An 18899-nucleotide genomic window follows, 5' to 3' on the forward strand; every position below is an offset into this window, starting at 1 on the left:
ACCGCACCGACGCCCAGAACCTCACCACCGCCGCACCCTGGACCTCACCCTGGCTACCCCAGAGTTACGGGAAACAGTTCCTGCCAGGGGCTTAGGCCTTCGCGGGAGACGGCCCGTTCGCGTTTCACAGGAACGACGGGCGGCGGTGACCGGGCGGGCCGAGTTCCGCGCCCGTACGGACCTTTGGTTCCCGGACACGACGGACGCGTGGCTACGTTCGATCTGACTCGCAGCATGGGCGGAGCAAGGAGGATGATGAGATGGTGAGCACCGAAGTCGCGTTCTTCGACGTGCACGAGGACCGAGCGGACGAATTCATCGAGGTGTTCACCGGTAAGGCGGTCCCCCTGCTGCACAAGAGCGGCGCCACCGATGTTGTGATCTACCAGAACCAGCGGAAGCCTGGCGGCTTCGTGTTCATCTGCGGGTGGCCGACGCCGACGGCGCGTACCGACGAGTTCGAGAAATCCGAGCACTATCCGGAGTTCATCTCCGTGCTGGGCGAGTTCGTCTCCAGCCCTCCGACGATCGGCGACTTCCGTACCGTTCACGTCGACCGTTGAGGGAGTCGGTCAGCCCGCCACGAACGTGTCCGTCGTGTGCGGGTACTACATTCAGAGATCCTTTGGTGGTGGGTCGCCTCGGCGTCGGTAGTGGCTGATTTTGGCTCTGGTCTGGAGGGCGCGGCGCCAGTTGTCGATCGGCGTCGCCTGGTCGGCGTTACCCTGCGTGTCGAACTCCTGCATGCTGACCTTGCAGCCCAGGTTCGCCGCGTTGAACTTCTTCACGGCCATCTTCGACCCGTTCAGCGACGGCAGCACCGCGCCCGCGTTCGCACCCGTGAAGGCACCGAAGATTGCGATCTTGCCGCCGCACGCTGCGGCCGCAGTGTCGCCGCCGCCGCTGCCCGAATCCTGACACCCGGCCGCCGCGAGATTGTTGCGGCAAGCCCCACGGCTGCCAGGGCCCTCACGTAGTTGCGCCTCAAAGCATGTTCCCTTTCCTCTGTGCAGGACGCGGATGGCGTTGCCATGCGCTGGCGTGATCGGTTGACCGTCCTTGCACTGCGCACTGAACGGCAGTACGTACGGCCGAGTTCATGCCGTGCAGGTGCATCGACCTTTGGGGCAATCACCTAGGTCTGGGGTCGCTTCGCAGGCGGCTGTAGACGACCATGTCGTGCCAGGTGCCCTTGCGGAACTGGGCGTGCCGGGCGATGCCCTCGCGCTGGAAACCGGCCTTCTCCAGAGCGCGCTGCTCGGCGATGTTGCCGACGTCGGTCTCCGCCTGCAACCGCTCAAATGTCGTAGTGCCGAACAGGTAGTCCGCGAGTAGTGCCTGTGCGGGGCCGCCCAGGCCACGGCCACGGAAGGCGGGACGGAGCCGGATGCCGATGTTCAACGCGAGCGACGGCGGGTTCGGTCCGTGCGGCACCGGGAGCCACGAGACCTTGCCGGCCACTACGCCGTCGGAGTCTTCGACGACCAGTGTCCCGCGGTCGTAGCCGATGAGCCCGTCGGCGGCGAAGGCCCGTTCCCACGCGTTCGTGGCGACGAAACCGAAGGTGTCGATCGGGTCGGCCGCGGCATCGACGACCAGCAGTGGCAGGTCTTCGCGCAGGGCGGCGCGGAGTTTGACTTTAGACATGAGTTGATCATGCAGGTCTGGAGGCCGCGGACGCCTGGCGTCGAGCGAAAGGTCAAGGAATCGAGCGCCTTCGTCCGCGTGGGTCGCCGGTCACGCAGGAGATCGGTAAAGATCGCTGCTTCAGCCACGCGCCTCATCCCGTTGCTCACTCATTGTCGCGCCCAGCGGTGCCGTCGGCCGTACGTCAGCGACCCGCATTCAGCACATCGTCGTCGCTCGCACCAGGAAGGTCCATATCCGGCCCGGGCGCTTCGCTCGTGTTGGCCGGCAAAGGCTCCCGAAAGGTGAACCCTCGTACGCTCAACGCGTCCTGCAAAGCTCGGAGCGCGTAGAACGTTCTCGATTTGACGGTCCCTTTGGGCACATTGAGAAGTTCCGCCGCCTCGGCAGTCGAGCGCTCCAGGAAGTAGATTACTACCAGTACGGTCCGGAGCCGTTCCGGCAACGACGACAGCGCCGCGCGCACCTCCTCGGCGTCAAGCGCGCGGTCGAGGCTGTCGTCGGTGGCCGGGAACCAGTCGATGTCGTCGATGATGTATTCCGGTGGCCGAGCTACGGCGGCGCGCACGTGATCGATGGTGATTCGGCGGGCGACCCTGAAGAGCCACGACCGGTTCCACCGCCCTTCCGCGTTACGTGCCTTGGGGTTCTTCCATGCCTTGACAATGGTTTCCTGGAGGATGTCCTCGGCCCAGTGCACGTCGCCTTTGGTCAGCCGGGTGACGTAGGCCAGAAGAACCGGCCGATGCACTCTGTGGAGCTGCTCCATCGCCTCGGTCTCGGAGGCTGCGGTCAACGTGCCGGTCGGCTCCCGGCAGAGCTGTGGTGAATTGCTCAGCATGGGCGATCCGTTCCGGATGGTCCTCAAACGGGAAGCCACCGGGGTGGCGGCGGCATCCGAGCCTGATCGGTCATGGAACGCCGCCGTATATGTCCGGTTTCTTCAGCAAACCGGCGGCGGCGCCCCTGAGTGTTGAAGTCGCGGGTGACCAGCTTCGCCGACTTCAGCCGGGAGATGTCGCTCGAAATCTGGCTGACGTCGGCGCGGCATATCGGCGCCAGCATCGGCCGAACCTCCTCGACCGTGTTCGGGGAACCGGCCAGCATCGCGACCAGTTCCCCTCTCGGCCGAAACCCGCGAGCCGCGCTCGACGCGACGCGACGCGACGCGACGCGACGCGTGGAGCGTTCCCAGGGGCAATGGGAGGCGGCTTCTAGCGGGCCGTCGCCTCGATGATCGAGAACGGTGACGGGCGGTCGAGGATCCGGTCGAGCCGGTACCCGCCTGCCGCCAGCAGCTCCGCGAACTCGTCAGCGGTTCGTTCCCAGCCCCGGGTGATTCCCAGCATGGTCAGATCGATCAGCTTCATCGGGTGCGGCGCGTCGTCGGCCGGGACCACGCCCTCCACGATCACCAGCCGGGCGGCATCGGCGGACCTTCGGATGGTGTGCAGTAGTTTCACTGCGGAATCGTCGTCCCAGTCGTGAAGAATCATGCTGAGCAGATAAACGTCTGCCGCTGGCACTTCCTGGAAGAAGTCACCACCGATAACCTTGACCTGATCGGCCATCCGGCGGACCGTCATCGCTTCCGTCGCGACTGGTACGACGGCGGGTTGATCGAATACGATGCCGCGACGCTCCGGCCGGTTTCCGATGAGTTCCGCGAGAACGCTGCCGTCGGAACCGCCGATGTCGGCCACGAGTTCGCCCGCCGGGAGTTCGTAGCCGTCGAACAGGCCTTTGCGCATACTTCCCGTGACATCGGTCATCGCCTGGGCGAACTGCGCGGTACGGCCCTCGTCCTCGCCTATCCAGTCGAACAGCGATTGACCGAAGAAACGCTGTGCCGCCGGCTCGCCGGTCCGCACTGTGTGCAACAGCTCCCCGAAGGGCGCATAGTGAGTCTCCATCCACATCTCGGCCACGTTGCAGAGCGTCTCGGGGTGGTTGCGCGACAATGTCGCACCCAGCGGCGTCGTCTCGACCAGGTCGCCCTCACTCCGGAACAGCCCGAGCATGCTCAGCGTACGGATGATCCGGCTCAGCGGCCGTACCTGCGCGCCGCTCAATTCGGCCAGCTTGGCCGTCGTCTGGGGACCGTCGTCGAGCATCGTGCAGATGTCGAGTTTGGCGACCACATATAAGGCTTGCGACACTTGAAATCCAGCGAGCATCTGCGTCATGACCGCGGTGATCGGCGGCGCTGGCTGTGGCGAATATTCAGACAAGGCGCTTCCTTCTACTGCTGGGACGACCGCCCGATACGGACATCATTAAATGACTTGCGCGTACGGCAATTCGCCCCGCGCCGATCCGGCCAGAATAATTTTTCCGGTCGGCGCCTGAAACCCGTTTGACCGGAAGCGCAGACTCCTCTGCCCGACGCTACGTAGCCGGAAGTCCCGGAGGAAGCCCGTGCAGATCGCCACGCGGCCGGCGGGTCACGGCTCTTGCCCAGCCGACCGCGATGAAGGCCAGCGCCGCCGCGTAGGTCGCCATCACCAGAATGTCGTGTGCGGGCACCCGCAGGCCGGCCTTTCCGAAGCCGATCAGCAGGTCGGAGGCGAGAAACAGGACGCCTCCGGTGGCAACCCGGTAACCGTTGCCGGTGGCCGCGCAGGCCATCGCGATCAGCGCCAAGCTGTAGACCAGCATCGGGATGCGCAGGTCGCCGAGCTGCCCCCACAAGAGAGCGTTGACGGCGAGCCAGAGCAGACCTCCGATCAGGATCGTCGGCCACCTTGGTCGTGACCGACGCCGGAAAGCAACGATCAGGCACAGTTGGTTGCCGAAGAAGAACAACATTCCGATCAGAAACATCACCTGGCCGGAGCCCAGCAACGCCACATCGCCGGCGAAGGCGAACAGCAGCGCGACGGGCACCAGATCACGCACGCCGGCGCGGAGAAGGAACGCGATCAGGAGCGGTGCGAGCACTGGCTTGGCGATCCATTCGAGCACGGTGAGGCCCATCGCCACGGCGATCAGGTCGAGGATCGTGACCACGGCGAAGAGGCCGAGCAGAAGGCTCGGCCGGGTGACGTCGAATCGACGGTCGTTCGGTGACATGGCGGCTCCGGCATGTTGATCGAATCCCGACCTTCGCCGACCTCCATGGTCGCCGACCGGGGTTCCGACCTAAAGGGAACGATTCCGTGCCTGCATTCCGTCGTCCACCGGCAGTTGCCGCCACGAGCACCCGGACCGGTCGATGTACATCGCGTCCCCGATGTGCCGGAAAGGATGCTTCGGGACCCGCCCCGGCTGCCGTGCCGAAGCCGGCTACCCCGTTGCGGGCGATCGGCTGGGGGCTCACCCAGTTCAGGGTATCCATCGCGCCGGACGACAGTTCAGTAACCGCGGAGACTTTTCGCGCGACTGCTGTCCGGACCGAGTTTGCGGGCCGCGGCTTGGCGGATCGGGATGGTGATGAGGATGGTGGCGGCGGTGGTGATCACGACGCCGGCGACGATGTACGGCAGTGCGACGCCCGCGCTGCCCGCCAGGAGGCCGGCCATCGACGACAGCACGGCCGCCCAGACCGCGACGTTGAACAGCGAGGGACGCTCCGTCGCGTCGGGCGGCCGGATCGCGTACACGTCGGGCCGGAGGGCCCACCGCAACCACTCGTCGGGCAGAGGCAGGGTCTCGGACGACAGCGATTCCTGTTCGGGGGCCTCCCGGAAAGGGACGCCACGGCCGAAGCGTACGGTCGCGTCGGCCGCGAGCACGGGGTCGAACCGGCTTCCCGCCAGGTGCCGATACGCGACGATGTGGCCGTGTCGCACGATGCCGACATAGTGCGTCCGGTGCGTGCCCGCGCCACGACGGTTCTGAGCTCGGAAGTACACCATCACGTCGACGGCTGACCACGGCACGAAGAGCTCGGGCCGGTTGGCGTCGTCCCGCCCGAGGTGAATCCCCCGAGAGTCGATGACGAGAAGACGTGCCCGCCGGGCAATCCCGCGGATCCGGTGGAAGAGGGCGAAGCCAATTATGACGAGGCACACCGCGCCGATGTATAGGGCGTTGCGGTACGCCGGCCATTGCCACACGCCGATGGCGATGACGACGACGGGCAGGCCGAAGTACTGCAGGGTCCGTACGGCCGAGAGCGCGTCGAAGTGCGCCTCGTACGAACCAGGCTCGTCCGAACTGGACATGAGTGCTCACCTTGTCTTTTAACCGTTGCAATCGGCCTGGCGGATCGCGAACACCTACCGCGTGCCTAGAACCGACCGTCGGACCGCCCGCCGAATCTCTCACCCGGCAGTAGCGTCCGAGCCGGGGCGGCGTCACCCGGCGGCGCCGCGATCCGCGAAGCTGAACGTGGCGGGGGTGCCGCCGGCCCGGGTCAGGAAAAGGTCGCCGTCGTGGTCGGTGCCGTCAGCGACGATCGGTCCCTCGTAGGTGGCGCTGAGGTCGCGGCCGGCCGGCACCAGGTGAATGGTGACCTTCCGCCGGCCCGCCAGGATCGCAGCCAGCTTCGGGTCGGGACTGGCGGTCGCGAGCGCGCTCGGAGAGGCTGAGGCGGACGGCGCCGGGGCGACCGGTACCTCAGCCGGAGGGTTCGTACCGCATCCCTGCACCACCGAGAGGACCGCGGCCAGGACGACACCCTGCCGGTTGTGCTTCCGGAGCACTGCTCATCTCCACATCTGCGCGGCAACGAAGACGAGCAACTGTCGCGTATTTCTCGAACGGTGACCATGCCGAGTGGCGAAACGGGCACCTCGACGACGTGCGTACGAGCAAGCGGCCGGGCGGTCAATGAAGGCTCAGGCGAGCCGCCCCATCCGGCTTATGACCGGCCGTGCAGGGTTGTGTGCGCCTCCGCACAAAGGCGGTCCGCACCGTTCACCGGGAAGCCAGGATCCGGCACCAGACAGTTCTCGACGCGAGGATGTGTGATGGACGGACTTGAGGTGCTGCCGGTCCGCGGCATCGGCGACATCTCGGCCGGCGACGACCTGGCCGACATCATCGTCGAGGCCGCGCCCTGGCTGGCCGACGGTGATGTGCTGGTGGTGACCAGCAAGATCGTGTCGAAGGCGGAAGGTCGTCTGGTCGAGGTGCCGTCCGACGGACCGGAACGGGACGAGGCCCGGGCCCGGATGCTGGCCGCCGAGACCGCCGAGGTGGTGGCGCGTCGTGGCACGATCACCATCGTGCGCACCCATCACGGTTTCACCATGCTCGGCGCCGGCATCGACGCGTCCAATGTGGATAAGGCCAGACTGGTCCTGCTTCCGCTCAGCCCCGACGCGTCCGCGGCCGCTCTGCGGAAGGCTTTCCGGGCGAAGGGATTGAACGTCGGGGTGATCGTCTCTGACACGTCGGGGCGGCCGTGGCGTATCGGACTGACGGACCTTGCCTTGGGGTCCGCGGGCGTCCGGCCGCTGCGTGATCACCGTGGCGAGGTCGATCCGTACGGGAACGAGCTGCAGTTCGCCCGGATGGCGGTCGTCGACGAGCTCGCCGCCGCCGCCGAACTGGTGAAGGGCAAACGTGATCAGGTGCCGGTGGCGGTCATCCGCGGATTTCCGGCGGGCGACCTCGGCGAGTACGAAGGCGTGAGCGCCCTGTTGCGGGATCCGGCCGACGACATGTTCTCGATGGGCGTCGCGGACACCCTTCGCGGCGCGGCGCGGATGGCCGACGCCGCGCCCGCGATGATCGTGGACGCGGCGGCCGTGCTGCGGGCGCTCGACACGGTCGGCGGGCACCTCGACGCCGGCACCCGCGTTCGGGTCGAACTCCTCGAGAGCAGGCTGATCCTCACCACGGAGACACCGACCCCGGACGCCTTCATCAGGCTGGGAATCGACGCCCACCGGCTGCGGGTCGCGCTGGCCGCCGAGAAGGTCGGTTCCCGCCTGAAGCTGCGCGACCACAGCCTGATTCTGGAACTTTGAGCAGGTGGAAAGGAGCCGTCCCGCCGTACGCCGTCATGGCGACACCGGCTTCACCGGCAGATGGCCAAACCCGCTCGCCGCGTTGTGCGGAACTCCGGCTGTCGTTCCATCGTTGCCGTACCCTGCGGACGTATGCCGGATGATCTGCAAAGAGTGGTGGATGGTGTCGGACCGCGTCTGCGCGCCCTCCGTAATCGGCACAACCGGACCTTGGAGCAGCTCGCCGAGGTGACGGGCATGTCGGTCAGTACCCTCTCCCGGCTGGAGTCGGGGCAGCGCCGGCCCACCCTGGACGTTCTTCTCCAGCTGTCCAGGGCGTACGGAGTGCCGCTCGACGAGCTGGTGGGCGCACCGGCGATCGGCGACCCCCGGATCCGGCCGCGCCCGGTGAATCGGAACGGAGTGGTCTGGGTGCCGCTGTCCGGGCCGGCCGGAGGCCCACGCGCGTTCAAGCAGGTTCTGCCCGTGACGGCCGGCAACAAGGACCAGCTCGACCTTCAGACCCACGAGGGTCATGAGTGGTTGTACGTCCTTTCGGGATTGGTGCGCCTGGCGGTCGGTGACAAGGATTTCGAGCTTTCGACCGGCGAAGCGGCCGAATTCGACACCAGGGTCCCGCATGCGGTCGCCAATGCGGGAACGGTGCCGGCCGAGTTGCTGATCCTCTTCGGCCCGCAGGGCGAACGCGTTCACCTGAAGGCTCGCACCATCTGATCTTCGGGCCCTCGATCGAACGTATGCGAGTTCGCGCATCTCGCAAGTTTTCTCGCCTCCCGTGGTGGGCGTCCGCAGGATGCAGACATGAGCGAGATTTTCAAGCGCGATCCCGTGGATGTCGTTGTCGTGGGCGGCGGCCTGTCCGGCCTCGGGGCCGCCCTCACACTGGTCCGGGCCCGCCGTTCGGTCGTGGTCATCGACGCGGGCAGCCCCCGCAACGCCCCCGCGGCCCACTCCCATGGCTATCTCACCCGCGACGGCGCCCCACCGCTCGAACTGTTACGCCTGGGACGCGAAGAGATTCGTGGGTACGGCGGTGAGATCGTCAGTGGCGCCGTCGAATCCGTGGCACGGGCCGGCGAGCGCCTGTTCCGGGTCACCACGGCCGAGGGCGACCGATACGCCGGACGTCGCCTGCTGATCACCACCGGCCTCGTCGACGTCTTCCCCGACATCCCGGGGTTGCACGAGCGGTGGGGCAACGACGTTGTGCACTGCCCCTTCTGCTTCGGCTGGGAGCTCCGCGATCAGGCGCTCGGCGTGCTGGCCACCGGCCCGCAAGCGACCATGCAAGCGCTGATGTGGCGGCAGTGGAGCTCGGACGTCACCCTGTTCCTGCACACCGCTCCTGAGCCCACGGATGAACAGCGGCAGCAGCTCGCGGCCCGGGGAGTGCGCGTCGTCGGCGGCGAGGTCACCCGGGTCGAGGTCGAGGACAACAAGATCACCGGCGTACGCCTCAGCCACGGCGAGGTCGTCCCCAGGCAGGCGATCATCGTCGGACCGCAGTTCCAGGCGCGGCACCGGTTGCTCGATGGACTCGGTGTCGAGGTGGTCGATCATCCGATGGGCATCGGGCGTCAGGTCAAGGCCGAGCCGAGCGGATTCACCGGCGTACCCGGCGTTTGGGTCGCCGGCAACGTGGCCGATGTGACCGCCGGCGTCATGCAGTCGGCCGCCTCCGGGGTGACGGCGGCGGCCACCCTCAACGCCGACCTGACCCAGGAGGACGTCGCCGTGGCGGTCGAATCCATGCGTACCGCCGTATCCGCCGGACTGTGATCGGAGCCTTTCATGTCCTCGACAGCAGCGGAAACAACAACCCCCGTCCTTGATCCACACCGATGGCTGGCCCTGGCTGTCATCGCCACCTCGACGTTGATGGTCGTGCTGGACTCCTCGATCGTCACTATCGCGCTGCCGGACGCACAATCCGAGCTTGGGATCTCCGACACCGACCGGCAGTGGATCGTGACCGCCTACGGACTCGCCTTCGGCGGGCTCCTTCTGGTCGGCGGGAAGATCGCGGACCACTTCGGCCGCAAGCGGATGTTCCTCGTCGGGCTGGCCGGATTCGCGGCGGCGTCCGCTCTCGGGGGTGCGGCCGACGGCCAGCAGATGCTGATCGTGGCCCGTGCTCTGCAGGGCGCCTTCGCCGCCGTCCTCGCCCCGGCCGCGCTCTCGATGCTGGTGGTCACGTTCACCGACGAACGCGAACGAGCGAAGGCATTCGGCGTGTACGGAGCCGTGCAGGGCGCCGGCGGTGCGTTGGGCCTGGTGGCCGGCGGCTTGCTGACCGAGTACGTCGACTGGCGCTGGTGCCTGTACGTCAACGTACCGATCGGCGTCGTGGTCGGCCTCGTCGCGATTCCCTTGCTCGCGCATAGCCGGCCGGACCGTACGCACGGCCATGACGTCCTCGGCGCTGTGCTCGCGTCCGGGGGCCTGGCCGTACTGGTGTTCGGCTTCACCCGCGCCGCCGACCCGCGGGCCGGATGGCTGGACGGATCGACCATCGCGATCCTGGCCGCCGCACTGATTCTCCTCGGAGCATTTGCCCTCGTCGAGTCCCGCGTTCGGCACCCGATGCTTCCGTTGCGCGTCATCCTCCATCGTGATCGGGGCGGCGCGCTCCTCGGACAGCTGCTGATCTTCAGCGGGATCTTCGGGCTGTTCCTCTTCCTGACCTTCTACTTCCAGGTGAACCTGGGGTACACGCCGGTGCGAGCCGGCCTGGCATTCCTGCCCTTCAGTGCGGGGATCGTCCTGACCGCGGCTCTCGCCTCGACGCTGATGAGCCGTTTCGGTGCCAAGAAGATCCTGGTGACGGGTACGGCGGTCGCCGTGGCCGGCCTGCTGTGGCTGACCCGTCTGGACACCGCCGGCGGCTTCATCGACGTCGTACTGCCCGCTGAGATCGTCATGAGCATCGGCATCGGGCTGGTCCTGGTGCCGGCCACGGCGCTGGCGCTCGCCGGCGTGCGGCCCGGCGACGCCGGCGTGGCCAGCGCTCTGGTCAACACCACTCAGCAGGTTGGCGGAGCCTTGGGTACCGCGCTGCTCAACACGTTGTATGTCGGCGCGGTCGCCCGGTACGTCAGCACGCACGGCGGCCAGACGGCGCTCGAAGCCCAGCTGCACGGCTACCGCGTGGCATTCCTCGCCGGCGCAGCCCTCCTGGCTCTGGCCCTGGGAATCTTCGCGACCCTGATCCGCCGCGACGGCGGCGCACTATCCCCGACCGGAGGATCATTGTGAGAGACACGGAGAATCTGGCCATCATCGGCTCCGGGCCGGCCGGTTACACCGCCGCCCTCTATGCGGCCCGGGCGAACCTCGAACCCCTGGTGATCGAGGGATCGCAGTCCGGCGGCGCGCTGGTCAACACCACGATGGTGGAGAACTATCCGGCCTTCCCGGACGGCGTGCTCGGACCGGACCTCATGACGGCCATGCGCGCGCAGGCCGAGCGGTTCGGTGCCCGATTCGTCAACGACGACGTCACGAGCGTCCAGCTGACCGAGCCGGTGAAGACGATCGACATCGGTGGGACGGTGCACACGGCCCGGGCGGTGATTCTGGCGACCGGCTCGGCGTGGCGTCCGCTCGGCGTACCCGGGGAGATGGAGCTTCTCGGCCGGGGTGTCTCCACCTGCGCCACGTGTGACGGCTTCTTCTTCCGCGGCCGGGAGATCGCGGTGGTCGGTGGCGGCGACTCGGCGATGGAGGAGGCCACCTTCCTCACCCGGTTCGCCGACCGGGTAACGATCGTCCACCGGCGGGATTCCTTCCGGGCCAGCAGGATCATGGCGCACCGGGCGCTCGCCGACCCGAAGATCACCGTCCGGTGGAACAGCACTGTCGAACGGATCCTCGACGACGATGGGGTGGTGACGGGCCTCGAGGTCAGGGACGTGCGTGACGGAACGTCCGATCGGCTGGGCGTCTCCGGCGTCTTCGTGGCGATCGGTCACACCGCGCGCAGCGACTTGTTCAAGGGTCAGGTGGCTCTCGACGACGACGGATACGTGCTGGTCGACCATCCGACAACCCGCACCGGCGTGGACGGAGTATTCGCGGCGGGCGATCTGGTGGACCGAGCGTACCGCCAGGCGATAACCGCGGCCGGAACCGGCGCGGCCGCCGGCCTCGACGCCGAACGCTACCTCACCTCACTTGAGCCCTGACCGCAATTTCTCTGCCGTACGCCCCTCGGTGGGCTGCTACGGCACCGATGGAAGGAATGAACAATGAGCACTGCCCCTGGAAACGACGTCGAGTCGAGGCGCGCGGCAGTCGGTGCTGTCGACGATTTCGTCGCGGGCTGGAAAGAGTGGAAGGCGGGTCGCGACGGGTTCCTCGCCCAGCCGTTCAGCTGGCTGTCGGCCGTCGACACCATCTGGCTCGACCGGGCCCCGCAGCAATACCCCGGCGTGCCGGGAGAATGGTGGCAGGGCGATGGCGTGGCCTATGTCGACACCCTCGGACAGGCGATGACGTACGAGGGTGAGGAATTCACCGGGGTCCGATCGTTCGACATGGCCGGCAACGCCGGCGAGATCCGGGTGACGGCCGGCCGGGTGCAGATCGGCATCTCCTACCGTCAGGACTACATGATCATCCTGTACGACCCGGATTCCGAGGCTCGCGCTGAATTCACCGGTGTCCCCGCCTACCAGCCCGACCCGGCCTGGGTGCTCACCGGACATTTCGAACCGGCCGCGGCGGGCTCCAAGACAAGGCTCGAAACCGTCGGCTGGCAGGACTTCGACTACGACTCGTACGGCCGGGTCCACCTGACGCTGGCAGGCAAGCAGTACTCCTTCGTCGCCATGCCGCATCCGATGGGTGGAATGACGACCGTCTTCACCGACGGCACGAGTGGGGTGACGACGTACCCCGCATGCCGCTCGCTCGATTTCCCGGCTCCTGACGACGACGGCAACGTTGTGCTGGACTTCAACCGCGCAGCGAACCTGCCGTGCGCCTTCTACGACAACCCGGTGTGCCCGATCCCGCCGCCCGAGTCCCGCCTGGAGGTGGCGGTCGAGGCGGGGGAGAAGACCCCCCAACGGCGCGCCGGGTGAGCTGAACCCGGTCACCACGATGGTCGGCCGGCCCGGCGTTCCCGGGCCGGCCTTCCCCGGCGCGGCGTTTCCCGGGCCGGTGCAGTGATTGCCTGCACGGCTCGGTGATGTGAGGCGCGGCCGGGTCGTGGCTCCGTGGGTCCTGGTTGTTGGACGGTGGATCCGTTGTCAGGTAAAGGGTTCGGGTAGCGCGGTGAGGCGTTGGAGCGTGACGACGAGCTGGTCGGTTTAGGGCCGGCGGGCAGCGACGCGCAGGGTCGTGGTCCGGGCGGTGCGGGTGAGTTTCGCGGCGGTGAGTTCGACGATCTCGGCGCCGTCGCGTGGGCTGCCGTCGCCGTCGAGCGCTGCCACCCAACCTTGCGCAATGGTGATCGCGGCCACCGACCGGCGGTCCTCCGGCTGCTGCGCCCACGGGCCACGCGGTCGGGTCCGAGGCCACAGGCCCGAACAGGCCCAAGCACTTGAACGAACCGCTGGTCAAACGATCTTGTCGGCCAAATCGGTGAGCAGGCGGTGCCGGTACGACCGACCACACCCCGAGCGCCACCAGCAACGACAACCTTCGGACGCGTACGAGTATCCTGCGCTCTGCAAGTGCCTTCCGATCTGGGACGAGTGCGACTCTAGTACTCCAGCCCGGGATCGTGATGTAGACCTTGGTCGATGGCTGAGGTGACCTCGGTGGCGGTCGTGGTCGGGCTTGTGTTGGCAGTTTGGGTACCTGGCGTGATCGTGTGTCTAAATTTGGGTTCTTGCCTGCTGGATTTGCCGCACGATGGCATGGGCGCCGTGCGCTTGGGCGATGGCGTTCGCCTCGTCGAGTGTCGCGAGCGCGTCCGCGTGGCGGTCCTGGGCGGCGGCGATGTAGGCCAGCCCGACCATGTTGGCGGCCAAGCCCGGCAGCGCTCCCACCTCTCGGCGCAGCCGTGACGACTCCTCCAGCTGCCCGCGCGCTTCGTCCAGTCGACCGGCCATGTGCGCCGCGATGCCCAGGTGCCGCAGTGCCTCGGCCTGGGTCGACTTGTCGCCGATCTGCGCCGCCATCTGGCGGGACCTTTCCAGGTGTGGAACCGCGGTCACGTTGTCGCGCCGGATAACCTGATGCAGGCAGCCGATCCAGAACAGTGTCTCGGCTTGGCCGCGCGTGTCGCCCAGCGCCTGGTACAGCTGGGTCGCATGCTCAAACAACGGCAGTTCATCCGGGTCCTCGACGGGTGACGGGCCGCTGCTGGCGCGTTCGTTGAGGAACCGTGCATGCAGGATCCGCCCACGGGCCAGCGCGGCGTCGGCCTCCACCGCGTCTAGGTCCCGCTCGGCGTCGGCCAGCACGCTGGCATCGCCGCTGAACACGGCTTGTTCATAGAGCGTCCTGGCCCGTTCGATGCGATCTTCGGCGTTCATCGCCGCCCCCGTCCTGGCATCGCCACTGCATGCTGGGTCAGCAGTTTAGTGGTCCAGCGTCGGGTGATGTGGACGGTCAGCGATGGGTGGGGGGCGAGCTCGGTCCGCGCGCCTACGGGCATGCAGACGGCCACCACGTGATCATCGGTGACTTGTGGAGACAACTTCAGATTTCGTGGCGACCGCTGGGCAGAGCGTAGCGGCCGAGGAGTGGTTGGCCGAGTTCGACTCGGGGTTCGCCCGGATCGCGGGCCGATTCGGTCGGGTCGAGCCGCGCTGGCGGGCTCGGGCGCACCTGTTCGGCTTGGTATCTGATGTGGACACACAGACGTGTTGGCAGTTGGCGGAACAGGCTGGAGAGGCCTCGCCGCACCGGATGCTGGCCCGTGCCGCCACTGCTGGCGTGCCCGCCGCCTGGGCCACCGCGGACGAGTTCTACGGCGGAGACCGTGCACTACGCCGGGACCTGCAGGCCCGGCTCATGGGCTACGTCCTGGCGGTCGCGAAGAGCCACCGCGTGACCGCCAGCCCGGCTCTCGGGCCGCAGCGCGCTGATCAGATCACCGCCGCGCTGAGCCTGCCTGCGTGGAATCGGTACAGCGCCGGTGCCGGGGCCAAGGGGCCGCACGACTACGACTGGGCATGGGTGGCGGTCACCCCGCCGGCCGACGAGCAGGTGGGGCACCACTGGTTGTTGGTACGCCGCCGCATCTGCGACGGCGAGCTGGCGTTTCTACCGCTGCTGGTCACCGACTCCGGTCGCGCTGCCTACCCTGGTCCGGGTGGCCGGCGCCCGTTGGTGCATCGAAACCGTGTTCCAGACCAGCAAGAACGCCACCGGGCTGGACGAACACCAGGCCCGCCGATGGGACTCCTGGTACCGGCACACCACCCTGGTCATGCTCGCCCATGCGATCCTCACCGTGATCGCCGCCCGTGAGCGCAGCCGCATCCAGCCGGACGACCAGAAGCTGATCCCGCTGACCGTAAACGAGATCCGCCGCCTGTTCGCCAGACTCGTCGCCACCACCCACACGATCAGCCACTGGCTGGCCTGGTCCCACTGGCGCCGCCTGCACCAAGCCCGTTCCCGGGCCAGCCACTACCGCCGCCGCGACCAGTAACCCATTCACTCGTAGTGAACAGATCCCGGGTCCGAACCAACCGCGCATCGACCGCCTTCTACATCACGATCCTGGGCTGGAGTACTAGACTAACCGTGACGCGTGGACCGGCCTCGTCTGATCGATTTTCGTTATATGGACACAATGGAACTGGCGCGGGTTCGGTTCGGGTGAGGATCTGCGGTGCGGCGAGGTGGCCGCCCGGGCGTGCCGGAAGGGCACGCCCGGGCTTTGAGGTTCCCGGAGCACGGATTCCCTGCGGGGCGATGTGTTATCGCAGGAGATTCAGGACGGGCTCACCGTAGCCGAGCGAGGGATCCTCTGCCGCGAGCCTCGCGTGGAAGACCACCACGACGTCCTTCGGGTTCACGCCCGGCGATGCGCTGAGCTTCTCGGCGAACGCCTTCATCGTGGCCAGCTTGTCGAACGCCTGACGCGGATCCGACAGCACCTGAATGATCATGAAATCGTCCGTGCGGGGCTCGCGCACGCCGAAGTTCCGGTCGTACTTGAAAGTATCGTCGTCGAGCTCCTCGAAGATGTGGAACTTGTCGCCTTCGGCGAGGTTGTACTTCTCGCGCATGGCCGAGTAGATGCTCTGCGAAACCGCCTCCAGGTATTCCGGAGACCTTCCGTTTTTCAGGGTGATGCGAACAATAGGCACAGTAATTCCTTCGGGTTCGACCGATTCATCGGCCCCTGTTTCGAGTCGAGCGGCAGCTTTCCCCTTGGGTGAGCAGCCCTGAGCTGAGGGTGTTGCGCTCAGGCGACACCAGCATGAAGCGGCGGACGGCGCGCGCACCTCTTGCCCGCGCGAGCCGGAGGCAACAGTCGCCTCGCCGCCCTCCACCTCCTAATGATGTCGTCTAACATCAAACTTATGATGATCGGCAGCATCATTGCTTGTCAAGGGCGGGACCCCATCTTTGATGTCGGCTATCATCACAACAGTCGGGACGTCACCTGCCCCGCCGAGGAGGTTTCCGAGATGCCCCGCATCACCCAGGAGCAGAAGAAGCTCAACCGCGAGAAGATCCTCCGTGCCGCTGGCGAAGGCTTCCGGCGACGCGGCGTTGACGGGGTCGGCATCGAGGAGCTGATGAAAACCGCCGGCATGACCCACGGCGGCTTCTACAACCACTTCGCCTCCAAGGAAGACCTCGCCGTCGAGGTGTTCCGCCAAGGCTTCGCCGACTCCCTCGACGCCCTGGCCGCCATCCGCGAGGCCCGCCCCCGCTCCGCCCGTGCAGCCCTGAACGACCTGATCGACGACTACTTGACGCCCGACCATCGCGACCACCCGGAAACCGGCTGCGCCTCGGCCGCCCTCGCCGCTGACGCCGGCCGCCACGGCACCACTCTCCAAGCCGAATACCGCGGCGGTCTCGGCGGCTACCTCAGCGCCATCACCGACCTGATCCTCGACCGCGCACACCAGTCCGGCGCCGACCTCACCCCGGCCCAGGCCAGGGAACAGGCCATCGCCCTGTTCTGCCAGATGGTCGGCACCCTCGTCGTCTCCCGCGCCGTCACCGACGCCGACCCAGATCTGTCCGACGAAATACTGACCGTCGGACGTGCCCGCCTCCGGCGACGCTGACGCCCATAACGATCTACGGCTGGAGTACTAGGCAAGCCAGGTCATCCCAGGTCAGAAGCGACTTTGCGTTCCAGGACCCCGCCCGCCACCCTTGATGAAGGCCCGAGGCTGGCATTCCAATTGTGCCGACGATTTTCAGGACCAGGCCATGGTGGACAGCATCTATGCGTTCAAGCGGGTCACTGGCGTAGGCTCAGAAACCGAACTTCCAATCCTGGTAATCACCGCCGCAGAGGTGCACGTCCGCCACACTCGGCGTCGTGTCGGGCGCCTGGTTATTAAGGCAGTAACCGGGCTTATTCTTGTTCTCGAAGGTCCATGTTTGGTAGACATTGTCGGGCCTGTTCCATAGTTTGCCGTCCCACCGCGTAGTGCTATTGATGCCGCATTCTTGACTGGTGGTGTAGACGGAGTCGGGCCTGTTCGTAGCAAGACACCAGCCGTTCACCCTATTTCGAATCACAGCATCATTATTCTCGACGGAGATTTCCCACAGCTGGTGGTCGTTGGTGCCCGGCACGCTACAGATATTCATGTACACCACTCCGTTATTGGTGTCCAAGCAGCGTCCAGTTTTCCAGCTCCGGAGGATGTTGGTGCCCAAAGAACCGGCAGCGCTGGCCTGGGCCGGGGCCGGTGTTAGGGTTAGTGCGGATAATGCCACGACGATCGCTGCAAACAGAAATTTCATGCGGCTGATAAACAACAGCTTACCTCTCGTTTCGTTGCGGGATTCAATTCGCGCACCTTGGCGAACTCTTTCCACTGATCACGCTTCCGGTCCACGGCCAGTCGGGCTAGGCGATCCAACTTAAAGGCATCTAATATTGCACTGGAGTACAACCGCTCAATGGGAAGAGTCAAAGCGCTGTGCTGGCTCAATCGGAGCCGGGCGCCTACGTCACTTACGCGTACGCGCGCCCAACCTCCGACTTTCGCGCGTCCAGCAGAGTGGAGGTGGGCTGGCGTAGTCGATCTTGGGCTGGAAGCCCGTCGTCGCTTGCCGGTTGAAGTCCGGTCCCCGAATTCGCCGGTGAAGGCCGTGGAAGCGGTGTAGCGCCGGGATCACAGCCGTGAAGGACTCCCCGGCGTATGAGGCGCGGCACTTTCTTACGCGTCCAGGCAGCGGCGTTGACCGAAGGGGAATCGTCCGGTGCGCGCCCGCGCCGAATCTGCCCCGCTCGATTCCGCTGGCGCCCCGGAGCGGGAATCGTTCACCACACGACACCGAGCCGGAAGGAGTGGTGAGCTGATGGCCCAGTCCCCCGAATATCCGGACCTGACATGGATGCCGCCCAAGTCATGGACCGACGCCAATCGATCGAGCGTGCAGCTGATCGTCATCCACAGCACCGAGGGCAGCAGCCACTCCAAGTCCGCGGAGGACGGCGCCGGCTATGACCAGCGGCGTACCGATGGGACGTCGGCGCACTACTTCGTGGACAGCGACTCGATCGTGCAGTGTGTCCGCACCGGGGACCAGGCTCACACCGCCCGGCCGCAGGGCAACAAGCGTGGCATTCACTACGAGCTGTGCGCCCGGGCCGCGTGGAAGTCCGAGTGGCGGGAGAGTTACGCCCAGGCCATGCTCCGCCGTGCCGCGCGCCAGGCGGCCCGGGACGCGAAGAAGTGGAGCATTCCGGTCCGGCACCTCTCCGTCACCGAAGTCCGGGACGGGGTGAAGGGATTCTGCTCGCATGCGGACATCACCCGTGCGTTCCCGGCCGACAACGGCACGCACACCGACCCGGGACCGAACTTCCCCTGGACGCAATTCCTGAACCTCGTGCGGGAAGAGCTCGCACCCGACAGTGAGGAGACCGGAGTGTCGGTCGCAGATGTGGATGCCTACTTCGCCAGTGCGGCGAAGGCGATCCGGCAGGATGGCGAGTACGGGCCTGCCGACAAGCAACGCCGGGACAACGTCGCCGCAGTGTTGCGGTTCGCGCTGGGGCTCGAGTTCGACGACCAGTCGGTGGAGAACCTGCCGTCCGGGCCGAAGGGTCAGCTCAATCAGATCAAGGCTTTCGTCGAGCAGCCGCCGCGCTGACGGTGCAGGGCTGACCGGGCCGCTCGCCGAGCCGGCCCGGTCAGTCCCTTTCTCAGCGATGACCTCTGAAGGTGC

General features: G+C 66.7%; 22 protein-coding genes and 1 pseudogene. 11 read left to right on the plus strand and 12 right to left on the minus strand.

Features of this window, described 5'->3' with window-relative positions; translation table 11 throughout:
- The first annotated feature begins 260 nt into the window (after nt 1–260).
- Entirely contained in the window at nt 261–563 is a 303-nt protein-coding gene (locus AB0O15_RS27540; protein WP_364323830.1) for an antibiotic biosynthesis monooxygenase, read from the plus strand.
- Nucleotides 564–614: 51 nt separating this feature from the next.
- On the opposite strand, the gene AB0O15_RS27545 is transcribed toward AB0O15_RS27540, so the two are convergent.
- On the minus strand, nt 615–788 hold the full coding sequence (locus AB0O15_RS27545) for a hypothetical protein (RefSeq protein ID WP_364323832.1): 174 nt from the start codon (nt 786–788) through the stop codon (nt 615–617).
- Here AB0O15_RS27545 and AB0O15_RS27550 point away from each other — a divergent pair.
- The gene (locus AB0O15_RS27550; RefSeq protein WP_364323834.1) at nt 775–918 is read left to right on the plus strand and encodes a hypothetical protein; all 144 of its coding nucleotides are present in this window, start codon (nt 775–777) and stop codon (nt 916–918) included. The genes AB0O15_RS27545 and AB0O15_RS27550 overlap by 14 nt on opposite strands.
- 213 nt (nt 919–1131) lie before the next feature.
- On the opposite strand, the gene AB0O15_RS27555 is transcribed toward AB0O15_RS27550, so the two are convergent.
- From AB0O15_RS27555 to AB0O15_RS27585, 7 genes are all read right to left on the minus strand, one after another.
- Entirely contained in the window at nt 1132–1647 is a 516-nt protein-coding gene (locus tag AB0O15_RS27555; RefSeq protein ID WP_364323836.1) for a GNAT family protein, read from the minus strand.
- 184 nt (nt 1648–1831) lie between these two features.
- Nucleotides 1832–2488 (minus strand): sigma-70 family RNA polymerase sigma factor, encoded by a 657-nt coding sequence (locus AB0O15_RS27560; RefSeq protein ID WP_364323838.1) that lies wholly within the window; start codon nt 2486–2488, stop codon nt 1832–1834.
- Between the two features lie 23 nt (nt 2489–2511).
- On the minus strand, nt 2512–2754 hold the full coding sequence (locus AB0O15_RS27565; protein WP_364323840.1) for a hypothetical protein: 243 nt from the start codon (nt 2752–2754) through the stop codon (nt 2512–2514).
- Nucleotides 2755–2861: 107 nt separating this feature from the next.
- Nucleotides 2862–3878: a methyltransferase gene (locus tag AB0O15_RS27570; protein WP_364323842.1), complete on the minus strand. Its 1017-nt coding sequence runs from the start codon at nt 3876–3878 to the stop codon at nt 2862–2864.
- A gap of 157 nt (nt 3879–4035) precedes the next feature.
- Nucleotides 4036–4656, minus strand: coding sequence for a lysoplasmalogenase (locus AB0O15_RS27575; protein WP_364323844.1), 621 nt, complete (start codon nt 4654–4656; stop codon nt 4036–4038).
- Nucleotides 4657–5000: 344 nt separating this feature from the next.
- The gene (locus AB0O15_RS27580; protein ID WP_364323846.1) at nt 5001–5813 is read right to left on the minus strand and encodes a hypothetical protein; all 813 of its coding nucleotides are present in this window, start codon (nt 5811–5813) and stop codon (nt 5001–5003) included.
- A gap of 132 nt (nt 5814–5945) precedes the next feature.
- Entirely contained in the window at nt 5946–6293 is a 348-nt protein-coding gene (locus tag AB0O15_RS27585; RefSeq protein WP_364323848.1) for a hypothetical protein, read from the minus strand.
- Between the two features lie 267 nt (nt 6294–6560).
- Between AB0O15_RS27585 and AB0O15_RS27590 the strand changes: the two genes are divergently transcribed.
- From AB0O15_RS27590 to AB0O15_RS27615, 6 genes are all read left to right on the plus strand, one after another.
- Entirely contained in the window at nt 6561–7565 is a 1005-nt protein-coding gene (locus AB0O15_RS27590; RefSeq protein WP_364323850.1) for a coenzyme F420-0:L-glutamate ligase, read from the plus strand.
- A 132-nt stretch (nt 7566–7697) separates the two neighbouring features.
- A complete protein-coding gene (locus tag AB0O15_RS27595; RefSeq protein ID WP_364323852.1) occupies nt 7698–8279 on the plus strand; it encodes an XRE family transcriptional regulator in 582 nt (193 codons plus the stop codon).
- 87 nt (nt 8280–8366) lie between these two features.
- Complete coding sequence (locus tag AB0O15_RS27600; protein WP_364323854.1) at nt 8367–9344, plus strand: NAD(P)/FAD-dependent oxidoreductase; 978 nt, start codon at nt 8367–8369, stop codon at nt 9342–9344.
- A gap of 12 nt (nt 9345–9356) precedes the next feature.
- Nucleotides 9357–10820, plus strand: coding sequence for an MFS transporter (locus tag AB0O15_RS27605; protein WP_364323856.1), 1464 nt, complete (start codon nt 9357–9359; stop codon nt 10818–10820).
- Nucleotides 10817–11749 (plus strand): thioredoxin-disulfide reductase, encoded by a 933-nt coding sequence (trxB, locus tag AB0O15_RS27610; RefSeq protein ID WP_364323858.1) that lies wholly within the window; start codon nt 10817–10819, stop codon nt 11747–11749. Before AB0O15_RS27605 ends, trxB begins: the two co-directional genes overlap by 4 nt.
- A gap of 63 nt (nt 11750–11812) precedes the next feature.
- Nucleotides 11813–12649, plus strand: a complete 837-nt coding sequence (locus AB0O15_RS27615) for a DUF1684 domain-containing protein (RefSeq protein WP_364323860.1) — start codon at nt 11813–11815, stop codon at nt 12647–12649.
- A 228-nt stretch (nt 12650–12877) separates the two neighbouring features.
- On the opposite strand, the gene AB0O15_RS27620 is transcribed toward AB0O15_RS27615, so the two are convergent.
- Both AB0O15_RS27620 and AB0O15_RS27625 read right to left on the minus strand, forming a co-directional pair.
- Nucleotides 12878–13000 carry a hypothetical protein gene (locus tag AB0O15_RS27620; protein ID WP_364323862.1) on the minus strand — a complete coding sequence of 41 codons (123 nt, stop codon included), beginning with the start codon at nt 12998–13000 and terminating at the stop codon, nt 12878–12880.
- Nucleotides 13001–13387: 387 nt separating this feature from the next.
- Nucleotides 13388–14050 (minus strand): tetratricopeptide repeat protein, encoded by a 663-nt coding sequence (locus AB0O15_RS27625; RefSeq protein WP_364323864.1) that lies wholly within the window; start codon nt 14048–14050, stop codon nt 13388–13390.
- A 214-nt stretch (nt 14051–14264) separates the two neighbouring features.
- Here AB0O15_RS27625 and AB0O15_RS27630 point away from each other — a divergent pair.
- Nucleotides 14265–15174: pseudogene (locus AB0O15_RS27630) on the plus strand (hypothetical protein).
- 271 nt (nt 15175–15445) lie between these two features.
- Here AB0O15_RS27630 and AB0O15_RS27635 read toward each other — a convergent pair.
- Nucleotides 15446–16024 (minus strand): tautomerase family protein, encoded by a 579-nt coding sequence (locus AB0O15_RS27635; protein ID WP_364323865.1) that lies wholly within the window; start codon nt 16022–16024, stop codon nt 15446–15448.
- Between the two features lie 30 nt (nt 16025–16054).
- Here AB0O15_RS27635 and AB0O15_RS27640 point away from each other — a divergent pair, with 30 nt between their 5' ends.
- Nucleotides 16055–16774: a TetR/AcrR family transcriptional regulator gene (locus tag AB0O15_RS27640; RefSeq protein ID WP_364323867.1), complete on the plus strand. Its 720-nt coding sequence runs from the start codon at nt 16055–16057 to the stop codon at nt 16772–16774.
- 193 nt (nt 16775–16967) lie between these two features.
- On the opposite strand, the gene AB0O15_RS27645 is transcribed toward AB0O15_RS27640, so the two are convergent.
- The gene (locus AB0O15_RS27645; protein WP_364323869.1) at nt 16968–17465 is read right to left on the minus strand and encodes an RICIN domain-containing protein; all 498 of its coding nucleotides are present in this window, start codon (nt 17463–17465) and stop codon (nt 16968–16970) included.
- 462 nt (nt 17466–17927) lie between these two features.
- On the opposite strand from AB0O15_RS27645, the gene AB0O15_RS27650 reads away from it, so the two are divergent.
- Nucleotides 17928–18824, plus strand: coding sequence for an N-acetylmuramoyl-L-alanine amidase (locus tag AB0O15_RS27650; RefSeq protein WP_364323871.1), 897 nt, complete (start codon nt 17928–17930; stop codon nt 18822–18824).
- The last annotated feature ends 75 nt before the right edge of the window (nt 18825–18899 follow it).

Source organism: Actinoplanes sp. NPDC089786, assembly GCF_040684855.1.
Lineage (GTDB): Bacteria > Actinomycetota > Actinomycetes > Mycobacteriales > Micromonosporaceae > Actinoplanes.

Excerpts from the sequence above, each read along its gene's own strand:
- AB0O15_RS27565 (WP_364323840.1), bottom strand. The coding sequence starts at position 2,754 with ATGCTGGCCGGTTCCCCGAACACGGTCGAGGAGGTTCGGCCGATGCTG.
- AB0O15_RS27605 (WP_364323856.1), top strand. The coding sequence starts at position 9,357 with ATGTCCTCGACAGCAGCGGAAACAACAACCCCCGTCCTTGATCCACAC.
- AB0O15_RS27595 (WP_364323852.1), top strand. The coding sequence starts at position 7,698 with ATGCCGGATGATCTGCAAAGAGTGGTGGATGGTGTCGGACCGCGTCTG.
- AB0O15_RS27555 (WP_364323836.1), bottom strand. The coding sequence starts at position 1,647 with ATGTCTAAAGTCAAACTCCGCGCCGCCCTGCGCGAAGACCTGCCACTG.
- AB0O15_RS27615 (WP_364323860.1), top strand. The coding sequence starts at position 11,813 with ATGAGCACTGCCCCTGGAAACGACGTCGAGTCGAGGCGCGCGGCAGTC.
- AB0O15_RS27580 (WP_364323846.1), bottom strand. The coding sequence starts at position 5,813 with ATGTCCAGTTCGGACGAGCCTGGTTCGTACGAGGCGCACTTCGACGCG.
- AB0O15_RS27590 (WP_364323850.1), top strand. The coding sequence starts at position 6,561 with ATGGACGGACTTGAGGTGCTGCCGGTCCGCGGCATCGGCGACATCTCG.
- AB0O15_RS27625 (WP_364323864.1), bottom strand. The coding sequence starts at position 14,050 with ATGAACGCCGAAGATCGCATCGAACGGGCCAGGACGCTCTATGAACAA.
- AB0O15_RS27645 (WP_364323869.1), bottom strand. The coding sequence starts at position 17,465 with ATGAAATTTCTGTTTGCAGCGATCGTCGTGGCATTATCCGCACTAACC.
- AB0O15_RS27540 (WP_364323830.1), top strand. The coding sequence starts at position 261 with ATGGTGAGCACCGAAGTCGCGTTCTTCGACGTGCACGAGGACCGAGCG.
- AB0O15_RS27560 (WP_364323838.1), bottom strand. The coding sequence starts at position 2,488 with ATGCTGAGCAATTCACCACAGCTCTGCCGGGAGCCGACCGGCACGTTG.
- AB0O15_RS27640 (WP_364323867.1), top strand. The coding sequence starts at position 16,055 with ATGATGATCGGCAGCATCATTGCTTGTCAAGGGCGGGACCCCATCTTT.
- AB0O15_RS27600 (WP_364323854.1), top strand. The coding sequence starts at position 8,367 with ATGAGCGAGATTTTCAAGCGCGATCCCGTGGATGTCGTTGTCGTGGGC.